This window comes from Pedobacter sp. HDW13 (assembly GCF_011303555.1).
Lineage (GTDB): Bacteria > Bacteroidota > Bacteroidia > Sphingobacteriales > Sphingobacteriaceae > Pedobacter.
On sequence record NZ_CP049868.1, the window covers coordinates 6,254,551 to 6,269,338 of the forward strand.

A 14,788-nucleotide genomic window follows, 5' to 3' on the forward strand; every position below is an offset into this window, starting at 1 on the left:
TATAAATGGCGGGTCGAAACCCTCAATGGTTTGCTAATAGTATTTAGATCGTTATTGCTTTTACTACCTGTATAGGGAATAATCAGATGGCCCTTTTAAATGACAGGATTGATAAACCCTTCTGAACAATGGATGTAGTTACCTGAAAAGGACTAGAACTATCGAATGAGTTTCTCCTTTACATGAAAAATGTAGGCAACCTCTTTTCCCGGAAGTTTTGCTTCTTCCTGCAAAAGGTTAGCATTTTTGATATTAAACTGAAAAAGATCTTTTACAGAACTGACATAGTTTCCCGAAGCGATATTTGCGATGAAATTAACTGTTGAATTCACAATAACTTCTAGAACCGAATTATTATATTTCATCTTGTGAAGTTTGAATTGCTTAAGATAATCGGAATAGAGATAATCATATTCATCTCTTATTTCGGAAAGTTTCTGAGTGGAAGTTGACACTTTATTTATCCAACTGGTTAAGGCAAGGTATTTGTTCTTAATGTCCGCATCAGTTCGGAATTCTATGATATGGTCCCAATGCGTATCGAATGCTGGCTCGGGAATGTCATTGAGGATAAATTGAATAACTTCACTTTTCTTTTCTTTTGAATTCAGCGTATCATATGTTCTGAGTAAAGGATAATATTCCGCGGATTCATCGCGTTTTCGCAAATGCAATGCATCCAACCTATTAGAGAGATCATGGGTAAGAAAAAAATGATTGAAGTACTCCTTCTTCATTTCAGCAAGTTGATCCTGAGTTGGATTTTTTGGGAAGTTCCTCTCATTACCAGCCTGAAGAAATAAGTCATTTAACTGCGCTTTTAACTTACTAACCTCTTGCTCTTCACCCTCGAATTTTTCATTGAAATAAGGATAAGTCCGTACGACATCATTATCCCGGAGAAAATCCCATACCGCTTTTTCATAAAAAAGGGACTGGTTCTCATCATTCATTTCCACCCTTGAAAGATCGGAAACGATACTAAACCTTCCTTCTCCGATATATATATTATCATAGAAAAGAGATAGTTTTTTAATAAGAGGTTCTTCAAAAAACTTATTGAAGGTAACATAGGGAAAAACAATATTTTTAGGCATTATCTTCGAATAAAAGCGTTGGATAAATATGATAAAAAAAACTGTTCCTGATAAACTTTTTCGCAAATAAGTATTGATTTTCATCATCTAGCGATCATTAAGTTGCCCTGACAGTATTGATTTATTCTATTATGAAAATGAGAAATGATTACCGTGGTCAACCAGATCTGTAAAAAAAATGCCTGACCATAACAGTCAGGCATCCAAACAAACCACAAAACTAAGCTCAAACTACTTCTTTTTCTTCTTTTCGCTCACTTCCACCCGTATCTGCTGTCCCAGCAATTTAACCTGCTGCATGGCAATTCGAAGCCTCCTACCAGCCGCGCCATTCCCTTTAGCAAAAAACTTCAGCGCATCTTCTTCCGCGCCCAATACAACCGCCTTTAACGAATCAAAATTTTTCATAACAATCGTTTTACAAGTTAAAAATCAATGAATTAATAAAAAAGAGTTCAATTAATCTATCCCATAGTCATCCCACCATCTTTATCAATACTTAACTGGCTACCCTTTACAGAGACAATCTCCGCCCCATACTTAGTTTCGAACTCTGCCTGTTTCAACAGCAACCAGCCCACATCGCGGGAAAGAATATCCATTTCCGCGACCACCACCACATTAACGCGGCCATGTTGTTGACAAACAATCCCCTCCAGAAGCCGCCAGGACATGCTCCTTTCCCCTTGCTCAGAAAGCACCACCCTCAGTTCAATCCCATTCTCCTGACAGTAATCATAGATCCGTTCCGCCTGCCAGTCAAGTTCCCGCAGGTCCCCGTAGCGTTCAATCCTGGCATAACCGACCGCAACCAATAGCTTATTCTCCTCTTCCATAGCCATATAATCAAACAACTGGAACTAAAGCGAAAACCAACACGAAAATGAAGGCCTTAGCCCCCCAAACCAATGCCCGCTTCCTGCTCACTATCCTTGTTCTTTCCTTTCTCCTTCCCAGCATCAAGTACATTGACCAAAGCCTCTTTGGTCAAAAACTGCTCACGTTTTTCAAGACTACCGTCTGGTGTATAAAAATTAACTTTACCATACCTTGGCACAGCTTCCAGCATAAGCTTCACCGCCTTGCCATCTTTCTCTACGCTCACCAATGGCGTTAATCCATTACGCAGGTCTGCTTCCAGTTTTTCTCTTTTTTCAGGAACCGCAAGCTCAGCAATCTTATAATTATCCAATACCTTGGGCAGGTCAAATCCATACTGCGGATCATGGTACTGCTGCAGATTAAAATTACCGTTTGCCCCAACACCTTTGTCCATATCAAACTTTACCCAGGCTGCGTAAGGTTCTCCTGAAAGAAAATTCACCAGATCATTTCTATATACTGCATAACCCTGGATCATCTGCGCAGATTGCTGAACAGTAAAGCCTTTACCCCGATCCGGCCACATGGTCTGCGATGCCGGTTTTCCGTAAAAGGCTCCCCTGAACTCTTTGGTTACGAAATTGACTTTACCATTTTCCATAGTAGCAAGGCTGATCTTTTGCAGTTTCTCGTCTGTAACTTTTGTATATTTTATCGCATTTAGGTTTTCCATTACGTGTTGCCTGTTAATGCGAATTCTTTCGAGATATCCCTTATTGGCCCCTGCTATCCTTTCAGTCCACCAAAGAATTCCTGGAGAATTCTCAAGATGCCCTTGTAGCTATCTACAAAGGCATAAAGTGAGGCCCAGCCCAACTTCCGCTTGCTCCTTTTCTTTTTAGGAGAAAAGGACTTACGGCGAGAAATTCGAGCCGATGCCTTTAAACAGTCAAATGCTCCTTTATCATTGTTGTTTTTTCATGACCATATTAGTCAGCCTCGGCTTACCCAGCGCATTCGCCTCAACTGTTAGCTCGAGCAAAGTTCCAAAAGGCAAATAACGCACCTCTATCTCGCCAGCCAGATACCTGCCTTGATTAGCAGCTTTCCGATAAACAGATAAGCTGATTTTCCTATGTGAATCTTCGAGGGTAAAAAAACAGTTAATCGTTAGACCGCTTTTTGACCATAACATAAAATCGAGCTTTGCGGTATAAGTTCCAAGCGGAACATCCTCTTTTCCATAAGGATAATTTTTAGGTTCGAGCTCCACCTCTAAATCGGGAGTGAGTTCAAATACAGTTGTTTTCATAATGTTTCGGATTTGATATCCAAAATTGGTAAGTAACCAACATAGGGAATCCAATATTGGATAGGTTGGATGTTAAGCTTGCATTCATCCGGTCGTCAGATTTTTTTGTTAACTTAGCAGCAGATTTTTAGAACAATCGAGGTATCTAAAAACAGAAATCCCGCAACGCTCCTAATAAATGACTTTTTCAGATTTTCTTATCAAATATATCTTCAGACAACCTGGAGAGGAAGCTGTTTTCCTAGGCAGCCAAAAACAATACAGATCAATGGTCGCAATTGTAGAAACTACATCCTTCTGGGAGAAACTATCCTGGGCAGATAAGTTGATTGCAATCTTTAAGTTTAATTGGCGTGTTACAGATCAACAATTGGAAGAAAAGGCCGCAGAGGTATTTCAAGAAATTTTCGGAAAACAGGCTGACTATGGCGAACAACTCTTCAACCTTATGCAATGGCACCATTCTAGATTATGGAACCTAAAAGAAATCACCGAAATCGATAAGGAGAAGACTAGTGGACTCGATTCATTATCTATTATCACCAGAAATCTTATCCGGAAGGTAGAAACCGGCCACCTAAATCTGAAAATAGCTGATCGCGCTCCACAAATGTGCACAATGCTGCATGGGATGGTTATCAAAATACCTGTAATATCGATCCAATACTGTCTGGACATCGATAGTCTTTTTGCATTCAACAGTATTAGAAAATCAAAACATCCACTCGCAGAATCCATCGTGTCTTATCTGTATGAAATCCAGTTTATTCAATACAAAATTGTTGACAGTTTACTTTCCTTCTTAAAATTAACCCAGCAGATCAAAGACGGAAAAGGAAATTCTTCGCTAACGCACAAAGAATTCTCAGCTATTAAGGATGCAGATCTTGTATTCACCTATCTAAAATCTACGGTAGAAAAAGCCGTTATACTTCTCGGCGCTATCTATGAAATCAAAGATCTCGAGAATAAAAAGACACATAAATCGAAATTAGATGCACTTTCAAAAGGAATCCCAGTAAACATCCAAAATATTGGTTATTTCTTGTTTGTTTGGGAATTCATCAAATCAGAAAATTTAGACGAACTCAATAAATACAGAACCGGACTCCTTCACAAAAAAGGAATCTCTGATCTGCAACCACACATGTATACCGATAAAACCGCTGATAGGCTACCACTTATAAAAGTTTATAATGTGCTTCATGAGCAGCATGCAAAAAACACTGCGGTTCTTATCGGTGTATTGGCATTACTCACTGATAAACTGGTCATTTTAGATCCACCGGAAATTGCCCCTTGGGATATACCGTAAAAATGTTTTTTCTAATTGTCTTACGATTATTCGTAAAGCACCTTATGATCACTTTCAAAACGAAAATAAGCACCCTGCTGGATAAGGGAGCGGGCCCTAAGGTAGTGATGTGCCTTGATTTTCTCCCGCAGTTCAGCCTTGGAATACTGGCTTTTGTTTTTAGAAATAGCCTTATATTTCTTCTCAACTCTTTTTCTAATAGCCAGTTTTACACTGCGGACATTTTCTTTAGCATTCAATTTTTCACAGATCAAATTGTAAAGAGCGTTGGAAGTTAATGATATGCATGGGAAGGGTGCATTAGGATTGGCAGCGTTCAGTGCTAAAAGGGCCTCATCAAGATCTAATTTTTCGAGTAGCGCAGAAAAATATTCTGAGAAGGCGTATTCTATCTCACCACTAGGAATCTTTTGGACATTACCTACAAAACCGAAGAAAGGAGAACGATTGAACGGACTTATTGCATTAAACAGGTAGGCACCATAACAGGTTGCGAGTGATAGAAACAATTGATTTTGCAATTTTTCGTTTATGCGTACCAGAAGGGAATACAACTCATCCCAGGTAATTAGCTCGCCGTTGTTAATTCCCAATCCAGCTCGATTCCCATGTATTTCTAAATGTAGATACGGGCGGTGTGAAAGTGGGCCCGTCCTCTCGCAGATTTCATTCAGTGCAGCTATAAACTCGACCTTATTTGCAACAGGCAATAGTTGGGTACCGAACCCTTCATGGAGCTTTACTTTGTAACGTAATACATCGTTATAGATGTTTGTCCCTGTTTTTACTTCACCGGCACCTAGTGATTCGATCACATAAATAAAATTAAAATATATTGTCTGTTTCATCTGCAGTTATCAGAAAGCTATCTATACTTAAATCTTGTCTGGAAATACGCCATTGATTTATTGAAACTTAATATTTGCTGCGATAACGAGTCAGACATTGCCACAATCATATCTTTGTTCAGATCCGTGCCATTGATCTTATCATACATATTATCCGAGAGTTCAGCACGCTCCATATCCTCCAAATACCTTATATACCCACCGATTGTTAAACCGTCGCTAAATAACTCACTTTCTCCATGTCCTTCGACATAAATTTTCAGCTCAGCAATCAAGTTCTTGATTAGCTGCTGCGAAGTTCCAAATTTCGTAGCTAATGCCAGCTTGGCTTCATGGTTTTCTTTCCTGGGTAAGAAATTGAACTGGTAAACCAAATAACAAATACCAACAACTGCACATATTCCTGAAATCGTTTCCCAGTTCATCTAATTATTTTTGAGAGATATTTCAAAACGGTTACCGGTATAGTATAGCTATCTTTAAAACATATATATCGTAAAGCTGTCATTATTCATCTGTTTGGTAATCTTTACAACTTTGCTAGCAAAACTACAAATATTGATATCGCCAGCTTGAACTTCCTTAATTAACCCTCTGAGACTAGCAGCTAGTAGAAAATATAGGCGCTACCTAAATCCAAAAAATAAGGACTTAGCCAAGGTAGCAATAAATTATATATCGAAAATGATAAAAATCCTGATTATGCCAGTTAGTCAGCTTATAACTGAGTAAAAACATTTGCCCTTTTACATCTTATCTTGATTCGATTTCTAAATCAACTAAAAGCTTTTGCATTGTACAAATGGCAACATTTATTTACATTGCAGCTAAAACCTCTCAACAATGGCCAATAACCTATTATACTTTCCCTATATCAATTTGCCAAAAAATTCCTGGACCATGCGTGCATTGATCTACTACGATACTGTTAGCTCGATTGTCCCGGATGAATATTTTTACAATCCTGATTTGTATGATCCCTTTATGAAAGATCTTGTGCAACACAATCTGGTGATCCCCAGGAATCCGGTAACTTCGCTTGATCATCCCTTTTCACTTGTAGATCCGTTTATCCAATATGTCACCCGGCCACACTATAAGATTGAAGAAAAGCAGAGACGGTTCCTGAACTTAACCGAAACTGTCGCGATCAACAAAAACAAATTTCCGCCTGCCAATATCAACGGTCAAAAGTTTGATTCCGGCCTCCTCTACCAGCTGGAGCACTTAGGCCTTGCAAGAAAATCAGTTGATAACTGGTATTACGTTGAAAATACTACGGCAGGCTATCTCATGTCGTACCTGTCCAATATCCTGGCAAAAAAGCTAGACTTGCTTCCTGCAACAGACACAGCGTTAAATGTATCAACGAGATTTTATCAAAAAGAACTTGAAGCTGCCGAGCAGCAGCAGCGAAGAAACAAGGCACTTAAAGGCATCCTGCCATTTCCGCAAGAACTTGATCTAAGTAAACTCGCAAGATTAAAAGAAAAATACCAAAGGGAGATCTTTCTTTTCCGCTCTGTTGTAGAACAAATCGCCATGGATCCTAAATATGATAGTGAGAGGTTGCTACAGGAGAAAATCAATGAACTAAATGCTCAAAAAGACGAACTCTCTGCCAGGATGAACGAAAGCAGGCTTGGTCCGATAATCCTTGGAACAGCCATGGGGCTTGCTGGTGCAGTAATCGGATACGCCTCCACCAACACTTTGGGTGGGGCAATATGTGGACTTCCCAGTTTTACCAATGCCATCTACTCAGCGCTAAAAATCGAGGATCCTGCCAAAATATATGATCCATCTGGCATGAAGTATTTAGCTATAATTGAAAATAAAGGTATCAGGAAATACAACAGCGCTGGAATCCCAAGGTTAATAAATAACTGACCCTTCAAAAGCTTTGGCGTTCATAATATATATTCCTAATGAAACAACACTATATCCCACAGTGCTATTTACGCGAATTTTTAAACAGTGATAGAAAACTTCACACGCTCGACACTGCGCTCAAAAAACATGGCAAAAAAGTATTTGACGAACCAAGATTTCCTACCGAAGTATGCAGGTCAAAAGATTTCTACACCATTCAAACAACCTTTAGTAAAAACTATAAGCACCTCTCAACATTAAAACCTTTTGCATTGGAGGAAAGCTTCCATCAATATGAAAGAGACTACCCCAAACTGGTTATAAAACTTAAAGCCAAACAAAAAGCATTAATTAAAAAAGATGCCTCCAGTCTTATTTATTCTCTGGTGGATATGAAACTGAGGAATAAGTATTTCAGGGATACAATTGTGCCCAGCGCACATGAAAAAGTAATTAACGAAACATTAAGCGAACTTCGAGAAAACGTTTCAAGCATAGATCTTTCACAATTCCCTCAGATTACACCCCAAGCAATCTCAAACACCATCTTAAAAATACAGCAACAATTTACTCCGTCTGACGAAATTCACAAACAGGGCCATATTTCCTCGCTGATGCTTCGTAAACAACAAGGAAACGAAATTCATGAAAAAATAATACAGCAACTTTTCAAATTACAATGGAAGGTCATGATCGCGAAGAACAACTCGTTTATTACCAATGATAATCCAGGGGTTTGCTATCAAAGCAACGGTTACATCCAAAACACCAAATTTGATCAGGATTTCACCTACATTGTACCTATTTCACCACAATTATGCCTATGGATTTCCGATGCCGAACCAGATACTAAGTGGATTAAAAATAATGCGCAGAAAGCCATTGAATATATAGAGCTCAACAAAGATTCAGTTAGCAAAATAAATCAACTTTCACTTAAACACTACAATCGTTTTATTTTTTCTAATAACAAATCCGTGATAGATCAGATAGCAGAGGTGGTGAACAGGGTACAATGAACTATGACAAAATTAGAAATTATAAAAGAAGCAGTAAACCGCTATCTGATGGAACAATTCGGTTATAAAAAAAACATCGCCGAATATTGCAGATATTCAACCAATCTTCAGGCATTAACAAAAAAAATAGATCTCTACCTACGTTTTATCGATGATACCCAAATCCTAAAGAATCCAACGATCATTATTGCGAGGATAGAATTTAAGGAGCAGCAGAAAGGGCATGGAAAACGTCTTCTTGCATTTCTTTGCACCCTGGCTGACGAACATGGTTTCAGTTTTATTGAAATGGAAGGATGTACAAAAAATGGTGCCGCATTTTCTGAAGCATTCGGATTCTACCCCACAGGTAGCCAAAGGTTACATTGGCGCACCAGTGTCGATGATCTAAAGACAGCGCTTGCTAAGCACTAATCACAATCATTGTACTGCATATATCACACTAAGGAGCTTAAGTAAACCCAAGATAAACAATGTATAAAACGTTCAAGTCTTCCCCAGAGACAATATCTAGTTGACATTTCTGAACCCATAAAAAAACTTGACTCGACAGAAGTTTTCCATGATCCAGTAACAAAAATTGCTTTCAATCTCAGCAAAAATCCATGATTAAAAATTATATTTAACCAGAAACACTCTCCAAATGTATATAAGTTCTATCAAGCTTACCAATATCCGCTCATATAATAACCTTGAGCTCAACCTTTCTAAGTCTATCAATCTTTTGGTTGGAAATAATAACTCGGGAAAGTCAACGATCATCAAATCAATATTTCAGTTGCAAAATACTTCTGCCATCGGAATAGAGGACATCAGAAAATCAGTAAGTGCTGGGAGGATATACCTAGATCTAGAAGACATTTCTCAAACAGATGTCAGTGCATTTCTTCTGGCAAAAAAAGATGAAATAATTCATTTTCCATCTACAAACAGAGTAAAAGTTCAATTTGGAATGTATAATAGCCTTATAGAAAAACAAAGAAACACCGAAGCGCATTTTTTTGATCTCAACCTCCCACATTCCTTCGATGAAAGCGGCAGATTGCAAATTGACAAAAGCATAAAAATAGAGGATGAGCTTAGAGATTTTCATAGCTTGCCAAATCTAGAAAGTCATCAAAATTTTATCTTCCCTTTTTTTTCAAAACGCAAAACGAACAACTATGCGAGTCAACAAGGCCCATCTGAAAGCGATATAGTAAATGAAGATTTCAGGAACATTACAGCTAAAGTTCAAAAGCTATCGAACCCTTCCCACCCAAAGTATAAACGCTTTGTAAAATACATCAACGATATTCTGGGTTTTAGTATCGGTGTAATACCAGATAGAAGCAACAATTACAATAATACGGGTATATATGTGAGCGACAACACCTATATTCCCATTTCCAGCATGGGGGAAGGAGTGGTCAACATATTGGGACTGATCGTCATGCTTCTGACTGAGAACGGCAAACTATACCTGATCGAAGAACTTGAAAACGATATTCATCCAAGGGCACTTAAAAAATTACTTGAGCTGATTATAGAAAAATCTTCAGATAATCAATTTGTTATCTCAACACATTCCAATATAGTGTTAAAATACCTGGGAATACAAGGCTCAAAAATTTTTCACTTGCGATGGAAGCCATATGAAAAGACAGAAGAAGATAGGTTACCTACAACTTCTATCAAACTGCTTGGCGATGATCCTAAAGAAAAATTGGAACTTCTGGAGGAACTTGGATACGACCTCTTTGATTTCGATCTGCATAAATCCTACCTCATTTTCGAGGAATCATCAGCAGAAACCCTATTTAAAAAATTCCTCATTCCAACTTTCTTTCCAAGGCTAGAAGGTAAAATCAAAACCGTGGCAGCAACTGGAGCTCACGACCTAAAAGCAAGGTTTCATGATTTTCTAAGGCTGTTTGTTTTTATCCATACCACTCCCGCCTACACTGCCCGAGCATGGGTTGTAGCTGATGGTGACGATGCCGGAAAAACTAATATAGAATCCTTGCGTAGATCCTTTGCTAGCTGGGATCCCAGCCATTTTATATCCCTTCCAAAGTTCAATATTGAAGAATTCTTTCCAGAGCGCTTCCAGCAGGAATTTGCCGAAATCCTGCAGATTTCAGACAAAGGAAAAAAACGCGATGCTAAAATAAAATTCAATAAAAAGGTGATGGATTGGACAAACGTAGATCGGGAAACAGCTAAAACAGAGTTTGCCAATTCTTCTACCGAACTAATCGGATTGCTCCAAAAGATTCAAGACAAACTACTTTTATAGCCTGAGCCACTTAAATCGGCGATTCTCCGTTAAGACTTAAATCGGCAAGATTGGAATAAGAAACTATTAATCAGCTGAAACAAGATAACCTACTCTCCAAGAGTGAAAATCAAGAGCAGTTTTAAAGGAGGCCCAATCGAAGGATACATGCAACTAGAAATGATAAAGCTATTTATCCAACATTGGATAAACCCGCTTAAACGACGCCCAAATTTGTAGCTCAATAAATTTTAGGCACATGGAATCCTTTGGCTTTGAAAAACTTCCTGAGATTATCCGTCAGCTATTCGAAAAAGTAGAACATATCGAAGAACTTGTTTCGCAGATCAACCCTGCCAGTGACGGTTCAAATGATTTGCTCACTGTACGTGAAGCAGCAGATTATCTAAAAATATCTGTTCAGTCCTTATATTGCAAGGTGAGCAGAATGGAAATCCCTGTAAGTAAACCAGGAAGGCGTCTATACTTCAGCCAGTCTGAACTCAAAAAATGGGTCAGCGATTCCAGACGAAAAACAGCGGCTGAAATTTTTCAGGAATCCCAGAAAAAGAACAGTCGGTTAGATAAAAAGGATATTTTCATTTAGCTTACGCCGAGTTTTGCTTCATTTCGATGCAGGATAAATATATCCGTCCTTTTCTCATGACCATCTCCATGATCCTCTTCGACAGCACTTTTAAGTATCACCTTACCTGCGGCTTGCCGCTTAGTCTTATCAACTATCTTGGCATATATTTCTGTATTTTTCAGTGACCTATGCCCAAGAGTTTCGAAACAGTATAAATATCGGTTCCCAACTCCAGCTGCAAAGTCGCAAAAGTGTGCCTAAAACTGTGAAAGGTAATATTCTTATTAATATCCGCAGCTGCTAACCATCCAGTAAAGAAAGACTTTAGCTGATAATACTTCAAGCCTGGAAACAAAAGTTCTTCGGCTCCTTGCCTTTTCCCTAAACGTTCTACCGCCTGATCGGATATCGGCATAACTTCGGCCTTGTCAGTCTTGCCTTGGGAAAATTGGATTTCGTAGCTCCCCTTTTTACCCCTCAGTTCAGACCAGCTTAAAGTACTCACGTCCGACCACCGCAGCCCAGTGAGTCCTGAAAAGATTGCCGCATTTTTCATCAGCTCAGAACCGGCAGGCGTATCCGCCAGGTGTTGAAATTCTTCGAGCGTCAGTCTTTCCCTATTGGTTTCCTTTGGTGGTATAGGATCTACAATGGCATGTAAATCTAAGGGAATAAGTTTTCGCCTATAAGCAATACGCAATACCGCTCTGAATTTAGCATAGTAAGTCACCGCAGTATTTCTTTTAATTGGGCGGCCATATCGCGCTATACCAGGCCCGCTCAAAAGATAATACTTATAATCCTCGCAGAGAAAATCAGAAAGCTCCGGCAGACGCAGGTCAGGACCACTAAAGGCAATAAAATAACGAAGCCCCATCTCCCAGTGGTCATTGAGCGATTTCCGGCGGCTTTTGGCAACTTGCCTAAAAAGCTCAGTGAAACTAGCATTACGCTCATGTTCTGAAATAATACCAAAGCGCCTGTTCTGCAATTCAATCTGCCGCTGGGCACAGACAGTCTGTGCAGTAAGCAAAGTTTCCTTATTGTGAATCTTTTGCAACTCATTTTCAGGCTTTGTGTAGAGGTATAATTTAAGTGTAACAAAACGCAGTACTTTTCCACTCTTGCTGCAAGGTAAGGGTGGGTAATAATCCAGATATAGACTTTGCCTTCCTGTGTTCAGGGTTTTCCTTCTTAGTGTTACCGTTCCCATAATGATTAACTTTTATAAAATATTTGGTTTAATACCGATCTAAGCACATAGCTGTACTTGCCGCTGCGAAATACTTCCAGATCATTCCTTTTGACCAATTTAAAAAGTGCCTTCTCAGAGATTCCATAATGGCGCTGAGCCTCCCCCATACTGATACAATAGACCAGTGCCGGATTCTTTTTGCGCTCTGTTTTTGGAATAGGTCTGAACTCATCTTGTTTGAACGCCTTATCCAAATGCTTCCTTTTGATCAGTGTTTTACGCTCGCTTAGGCGTATCGCCTTGATTCTCCCGGATTGAATCTGGTCATAAAGCAGCCTTTCACTACAATGCAGTAAACGGGCAGCTTGTCTGACGGTAAGAAATTCTACAGGCTGTTCAGAAACAGATTGGGTCTTTACCTTCAGCGTCTCTTCATTGCTTTTGGAAATCTTAGCATTACGCTTTTTCTGCTTATAGTGACGCCGATTACAATTCAAGCTGCAATACTTGGTAACTGTAGTTCTTGCAATAAAGGTCTTACCGCAAAGCTCGCAAATCCGCTCAACTGTGATATTTGTACTCATTTCTCCTTTCTTTTCCCCATTTGTAGCAGTAAGAGACCGTTCTTATAGGCACTGACAACATCAGTGGTAATTTCCCCTAGAATAGTGGGAAATTAGCGTGATTTAGCATGTTTAAGTGTCATTAAGTATCAATAGGCGCGGTAATTTCACCCATGATTTTTTTGGGTGGAAATTTGCCCTATCGAGCTACAAATGAGCAACAAAAATGCGAAAAATAGGGCGAACCCTCCAAAAGAGTGAAAGAAAATTATCAACACAAATAACTAACAATCAGAATGTTAGTTCTCAAAAGTTATCAGGAATTCTCGGGAATTAAGGGGATTATTTGCCGATACAAAACTTCGTAAAAATATTCTCCAATAAATCATCCGTTGTCACTGTTCCGGTAATCTCGCCTAAATAATGGAGAGCTTGTTTAATATCCATAGCCAAAAAATCGGAAGTTACCGGATTATCTACATTATCGAGTACCCGTTGTAACGCATGCTCGGTTTGTTTCAATGCTTCTACATGGCGGATATTAGTTACCAATGTTTCGCTGGTATTGATGTGGTGGAGGTTTACCTGTTCTAACAAAGTGGTTTTTAATGCCTCAATGCCCTGTTTCTCTTTAGCCGAAATAAACACCACATTCAAATCAGTAAAAGCCTTGCGCTGTAGCTCGGTAATTAAATCGGCTTTATTTACCAGAATTAAATATGGGATAGCCAATTGCTCCAGTCCGCGTAACTGTTCTTCAATTTCGGCAACGCTTTGGGCTGCATCGGCCATATAAATAATCAGTTTGGCCTGCTTCATTTTTTCGAGCGTACGCTCTACGCCCAGCGCTTCGATAATGTCCGCTGTATCGCGTATGCCCGCAGTATCGATAAAACGAAAAACGACTCCACCAATAGTTAGTTCGTCTTCAATGGTATCGCGGGTAGTACCGGCAATGTCAGAAACAATGGCACGTTCCTCATTTAACAAAGCATTTAACAAGGTCGATTTACCCACGTTGGGCTTCCCTGCTATTACGATAGGAACTCCGTTTTTAATTACATTACCATTTCGAAAGAAGAAATGAGGCGCTGCAGTACATAATTAATTTTTTTGACCAGGTTTTTCAACTGCTCGCGGTTGGCAAATTCGACATCTTCTTCGGCAAAATCGAGTTCGAGTTCAATCATTGAAGCAAAATGAATCAGTTGCTCGCGCAGGCCTTTAAGCTCAGTAGCAAAACCACCACGCATTTGCTGCATGGCTACATCGTGCGAAGCCTTTGAATTTGAAGCTATTAAATCGGCTACTGCTTCTGCCTGACTCAGGTCGAAAGCACCGTTTAAAAAAGCACGGAGGGTAAACTCGCCCGGTTTAGCTGCCCTTGCCCCTTTGCTAATCAATAGGTTAATAATCTGCTGAATAATATAATTCGAACCATGGCACGAAATTTCGACCACATTTTCTTTAGTGTAGGATTTTGGTGCTACATACAAACCGGCTACCACTTCATCTACAATATGATCACCATCTTTAACCAGGCCGAAATGCAAGGTATGCGAAACCTGTTTTTCGAGATCTTTACCCGCAAAAACTGCATTGGTAAGTGAAATGGCTTCGGGCCCAGATAAACGGATAACGCCAATGGCACCCGATCCTGGCGGGGTAGATAATGCGATAATGGTATCCTGATTGTTCATGATCAAATTGTAAAGGCCGCAAAAATAAGCCTAATCTGCGGGTATATGGTGTTTGGGAAGTAATTTTTTTACTATTCGTTCAGTTGGTTATTGGTTCAATAGTTCATTCGTCACCGGTTCTTTAGTATCAACCCATAGTTTAACAGTATCAACCCATAGTTTAACCCAGTCTCAGCTTAAATGAGATTGCCACCCTGAG

Annotated in this window: 15 protein-coding genes and 1 pseudogene; 6 read left to right on the top strand and 10 right to left on the bottom strand. The window is 39.4% G+C overall.

Translation table 11 applies throughout. The annotated features are described in order from the left end of the window. Window positions 1-158: 158 nt before the first annotated feature. The 5 genes from G7074_RS25835 to G7074_RS25855 all read right to left on the bottom strand — a co-directional run bounded on the left by G7074_RS25835 (window position 159) and on the right by G7074_RS25855 (window position 3,231). The gene (locus G7074_RS25835; protein ID WP_166212152.1) at window positions 159-1,184 is read right to left on the bottom strand and encodes a hypothetical protein; all 1,026 of its coding nucleotides are present in this window, start codon (window positions 1,182-1,184) and stop codon (window positions 159-161) included. A gap of 144 nt (window positions 1,185-1,328) precedes the next feature. Further along, window positions 1,329-1,505 carry a histone H1 gene (locus G7074_RS25840; protein WP_166212155.1) on the bottom strand — a complete coding sequence of 59 codons (177 nt, stop codon included), beginning with the start codon at window positions 1,503-1,505 and terminating at the stop codon, window positions 1,329-1,331. Between the two features lie 56 nt (window positions 1,506-1,561). Then, window positions 1,562-1,933, bottom strand: coding sequence for a recombinase family protein (locus G7074_RS25845; RefSeq protein ID WP_166212158.1), 372 nt, complete (start codon window positions 1,931-1,933; stop codon window positions 1,562-1,564). A 56-nt stretch (window positions 1,934-1,989) separates the two neighbouring features. Further along, window positions 1,990-2,652, bottom strand: coding sequence for a hypothetical protein (locus G7074_RS25850; RefSeq protein ID WP_166212161.1), 663 nt, complete (start codon window positions 2,650-2,652; stop codon window positions 1,990-1,992). 231 nt (window positions 2,653-2,883) lie between these two features. Then, entirely contained in the window at window positions 2,884-3,231 is a 348-nt protein-coding gene (locus G7074_RS25855) for a hypothetical protein (RefSeq protein WP_166212164.1), read from the bottom strand. A 178-nt stretch (window positions 3,232-3,409) separates the two neighbouring features. Between G7074_RS25855 and G7074_RS25860 the strand changes: the two genes are divergently transcribed. Continuing rightward, a complete protein-coding gene (locus tag G7074_RS25860) occupies window positions 3,410-4,546 on the top strand; it encodes a hypothetical protein (protein WP_166212167.1) in 1,137 nt (378 codons plus the stop codon). Between the two features lie 26 nt (window positions 4,547-4,572). On the opposite strand, the gene G7074_RS25865 is transcribed toward G7074_RS25860, so the two are convergent. After that, a complete protein-coding gene (locus G7074_RS25865; RefSeq protein WP_166212169.1) occupies window positions 4,573-5,394 on the bottom strand; it encodes a hypothetical protein in 822 nt (273 codons plus the stop codon). Between the two features lie 17 nt (window positions 5,395-5,411). After that, the gene (locus tag G7074_RS25870; RefSeq protein WP_166212172.1) at window positions 5,412-5,819 is read right to left on the bottom strand and encodes a hypothetical protein; all 408 of its coding nucleotides are present in this window, start codon (window positions 5,817-5,819) and stop codon (window positions 5,412-5,414) included. Window positions 5,820-6,237: 418 nt separating this feature from the next. Here G7074_RS25870 and G7074_RS25875 point away from each other — a divergent pair, with 418 nt between their 5' ends. The 5 genes from G7074_RS25875 to G7074_RS25895 all read left to right on the top strand — a co-directional run bounded on the left by G7074_RS25875 (window position 6,238) and on the right by G7074_RS25895 (window position 11,149). After that, window positions 6,238-7,284 (top strand): kinase, encoded by a 1,047-nt coding sequence (locus G7074_RS25875; RefSeq protein WP_166212175.1) that lies wholly within the window; start codon window positions 6,238-6,240, stop codon window positions 7,282-7,284. Between the two features lie 38 nt (window positions 7,285-7,322). Beyond that, entirely contained in the window at window positions 7,323-8,285 is a 963-nt protein-coding gene (locus G7074_RS25880; protein ID WP_166212178.1) for a DUF4238 domain-containing protein, read from the top strand. 3 nt (window positions 8,286-8,288) lie between these two features. Continuing rightward, window positions 8,289-8,699: a hypothetical protein gene (locus G7074_RS25885; RefSeq protein WP_166212181.1), complete on the top strand. Its 411-nt coding sequence runs from the start codon at window positions 8,289-8,291 to the stop codon at window positions 8,697-8,699. Window positions 8,700-8,928: 229 nt separating this feature from the next. Further along, a complete protein-coding gene (locus G7074_RS25890) occupies window positions 8,929-10,563 on the top strand; it encodes an ATP-dependent endonuclease (protein ID WP_166212184.1) in 1,635 nt (544 codons plus the stop codon). Window positions 10,564-10,801: 238 nt separating this feature from the next. Next, window positions 10,802-11,149 carry a helix-turn-helix domain-containing protein gene (locus G7074_RS25895; protein WP_166212187.1) on the top strand — a complete coding sequence of 116 codons (348 nt, stop codon included), beginning with the start codon at window positions 10,802-10,804 and terminating at the stop codon, window positions 11,147-11,149. 160 nt (window positions 11,150-11,309) lie between these two features. Here the strand turns inward: G7074_RS25895 and G7074_RS25900 are convergent, their stop codons facing one another. The 3 genes and pseudogenes from G7074_RS25900 to mnmE form a co-directional block, all read right to left on the bottom strand. Beyond that, complete coding sequence (locus G7074_RS25900; protein WP_166212190.1) at window positions 11,310-12,344, bottom strand: site-specific integrase; 1,035 nt, start codon at window positions 12,342-12,344, stop codon at window positions 11,310-11,312. Window positions 12,345-12,349: 5 nt separating this feature from the next. Further along, entirely contained in the window at window positions 12,350-12,910 is a 561-nt protein-coding gene (locus G7074_RS25905; protein ID WP_166212193.1) for a helix-turn-helix domain-containing protein, read from the bottom strand. Between the two features lie 321 nt (window positions 12,911-13,231). Continuing rightward, a pseudogene (gene mnmE, locus G7074_RS25910) lies at window positions 13,232-14,589 on the bottom strand (tRNA uridine-5-carboxymethylaminomethyl(34) synthesis GTPase MnmE). Window positions 14,590-14,788: the final 199 nt, after the last annotated feature.

Bases quoted from the DNA above. Each gene is read 5' to 3' on its own strand.
- G7074_RS25860 (WP_166212167.1), top strand. From the start codon at position 3,410: ATGACTTTTTCAGATTTTCTTATCAAATATATCTTCAGACAACCTGGA.
- G7074_RS25855 (WP_166212164.1), bottom strand. From the start codon at position 3,231: ATGAAAACAACTGTATTTGAACTCACTCCCGATTTAGAGGTGGAGCTC.
- G7074_RS25885 (WP_166212181.1), top strand. From the start codon at position 8,289: ATGACAAAATTAGAAATTATAAAAGAAGCAGTAAACCGCTATCTGATG.
- G7074_RS25905 (WP_166212193.1), bottom strand. From the start codon at position 12,910: ATGAGTACAAATATCACAGTTGAGCGGATTTGCGAGCTTTGCGGTAAG.
- G7074_RS25900 (WP_166212190.1), bottom strand. From the start codon at position 12,344: ATGGGAACGGTAACACTAAGAAGGAAAACCCTGAACACAGGAAGGCAA.
- G7074_RS25890 (WP_166212184.1), top strand. From the start codon at position 8,929: ATGTATATAAGTTCTATCAAGCTTACCAATATCCGCTCATATAATAAC.
- G7074_RS25845 (WP_166212158.1), bottom strand. From the start codon at position 1,933: ATGGAAGAGGAGAATAAGCTATTGGTTGCGGTCGGTTATGCCAGGATT.
- G7074_RS25865 (WP_166212169.1), bottom strand. From the start codon at position 5,394: ATGAAACAGACAATATATTTTAATTTTATTTATGTGATCGAATCACTA.
- G7074_RS25875 (WP_166212175.1), top strand. From the start codon at position 6,238: ATGGCCAATAACCTATTATACTTTCCCTATATCAATTTGCCAAAAAAT.
- G7074_RS25870 (WP_166212172.1), bottom strand. From the start codon at position 5,819: ATGAACTGGGAAACGATTTCAGGAATATGTGCAGTTGTTGGTATTTGT.
- G7074_RS25835 (WP_166212152.1), bottom strand. From the start codon at position 1,184: ATGATGAAAATCAATACTTATTTGCGAAAAAGTTTATCAGGAACAGTT.
- G7074_RS25840 (WP_166212155.1), bottom strand. From the start codon at position 1,505: ATGAAAAATTTTGATTCGTTAAAGGCGGTTGTATTGGGCGCGGAAGAA.
- G7074_RS25850 (WP_166212161.1), bottom strand. From the start codon at position 2,652: ATGGAAAACCTAAATGCGATAAAATATACAAAAGTTACAGACGAGAAA.
- G7074_RS25880 (WP_166212178.1), top strand. From the start codon at position 7,323: ATGAAACAACACTATATCCCACAGTGCTATTTACGCGAATTTTTAAAC.
- G7074_RS25895 (WP_166212187.1), top strand. From the start codon at position 10,802: ATGGAATCCTTTGGCTTTGAAAAACTTCCTGAGATTATCCGTCAGCTA.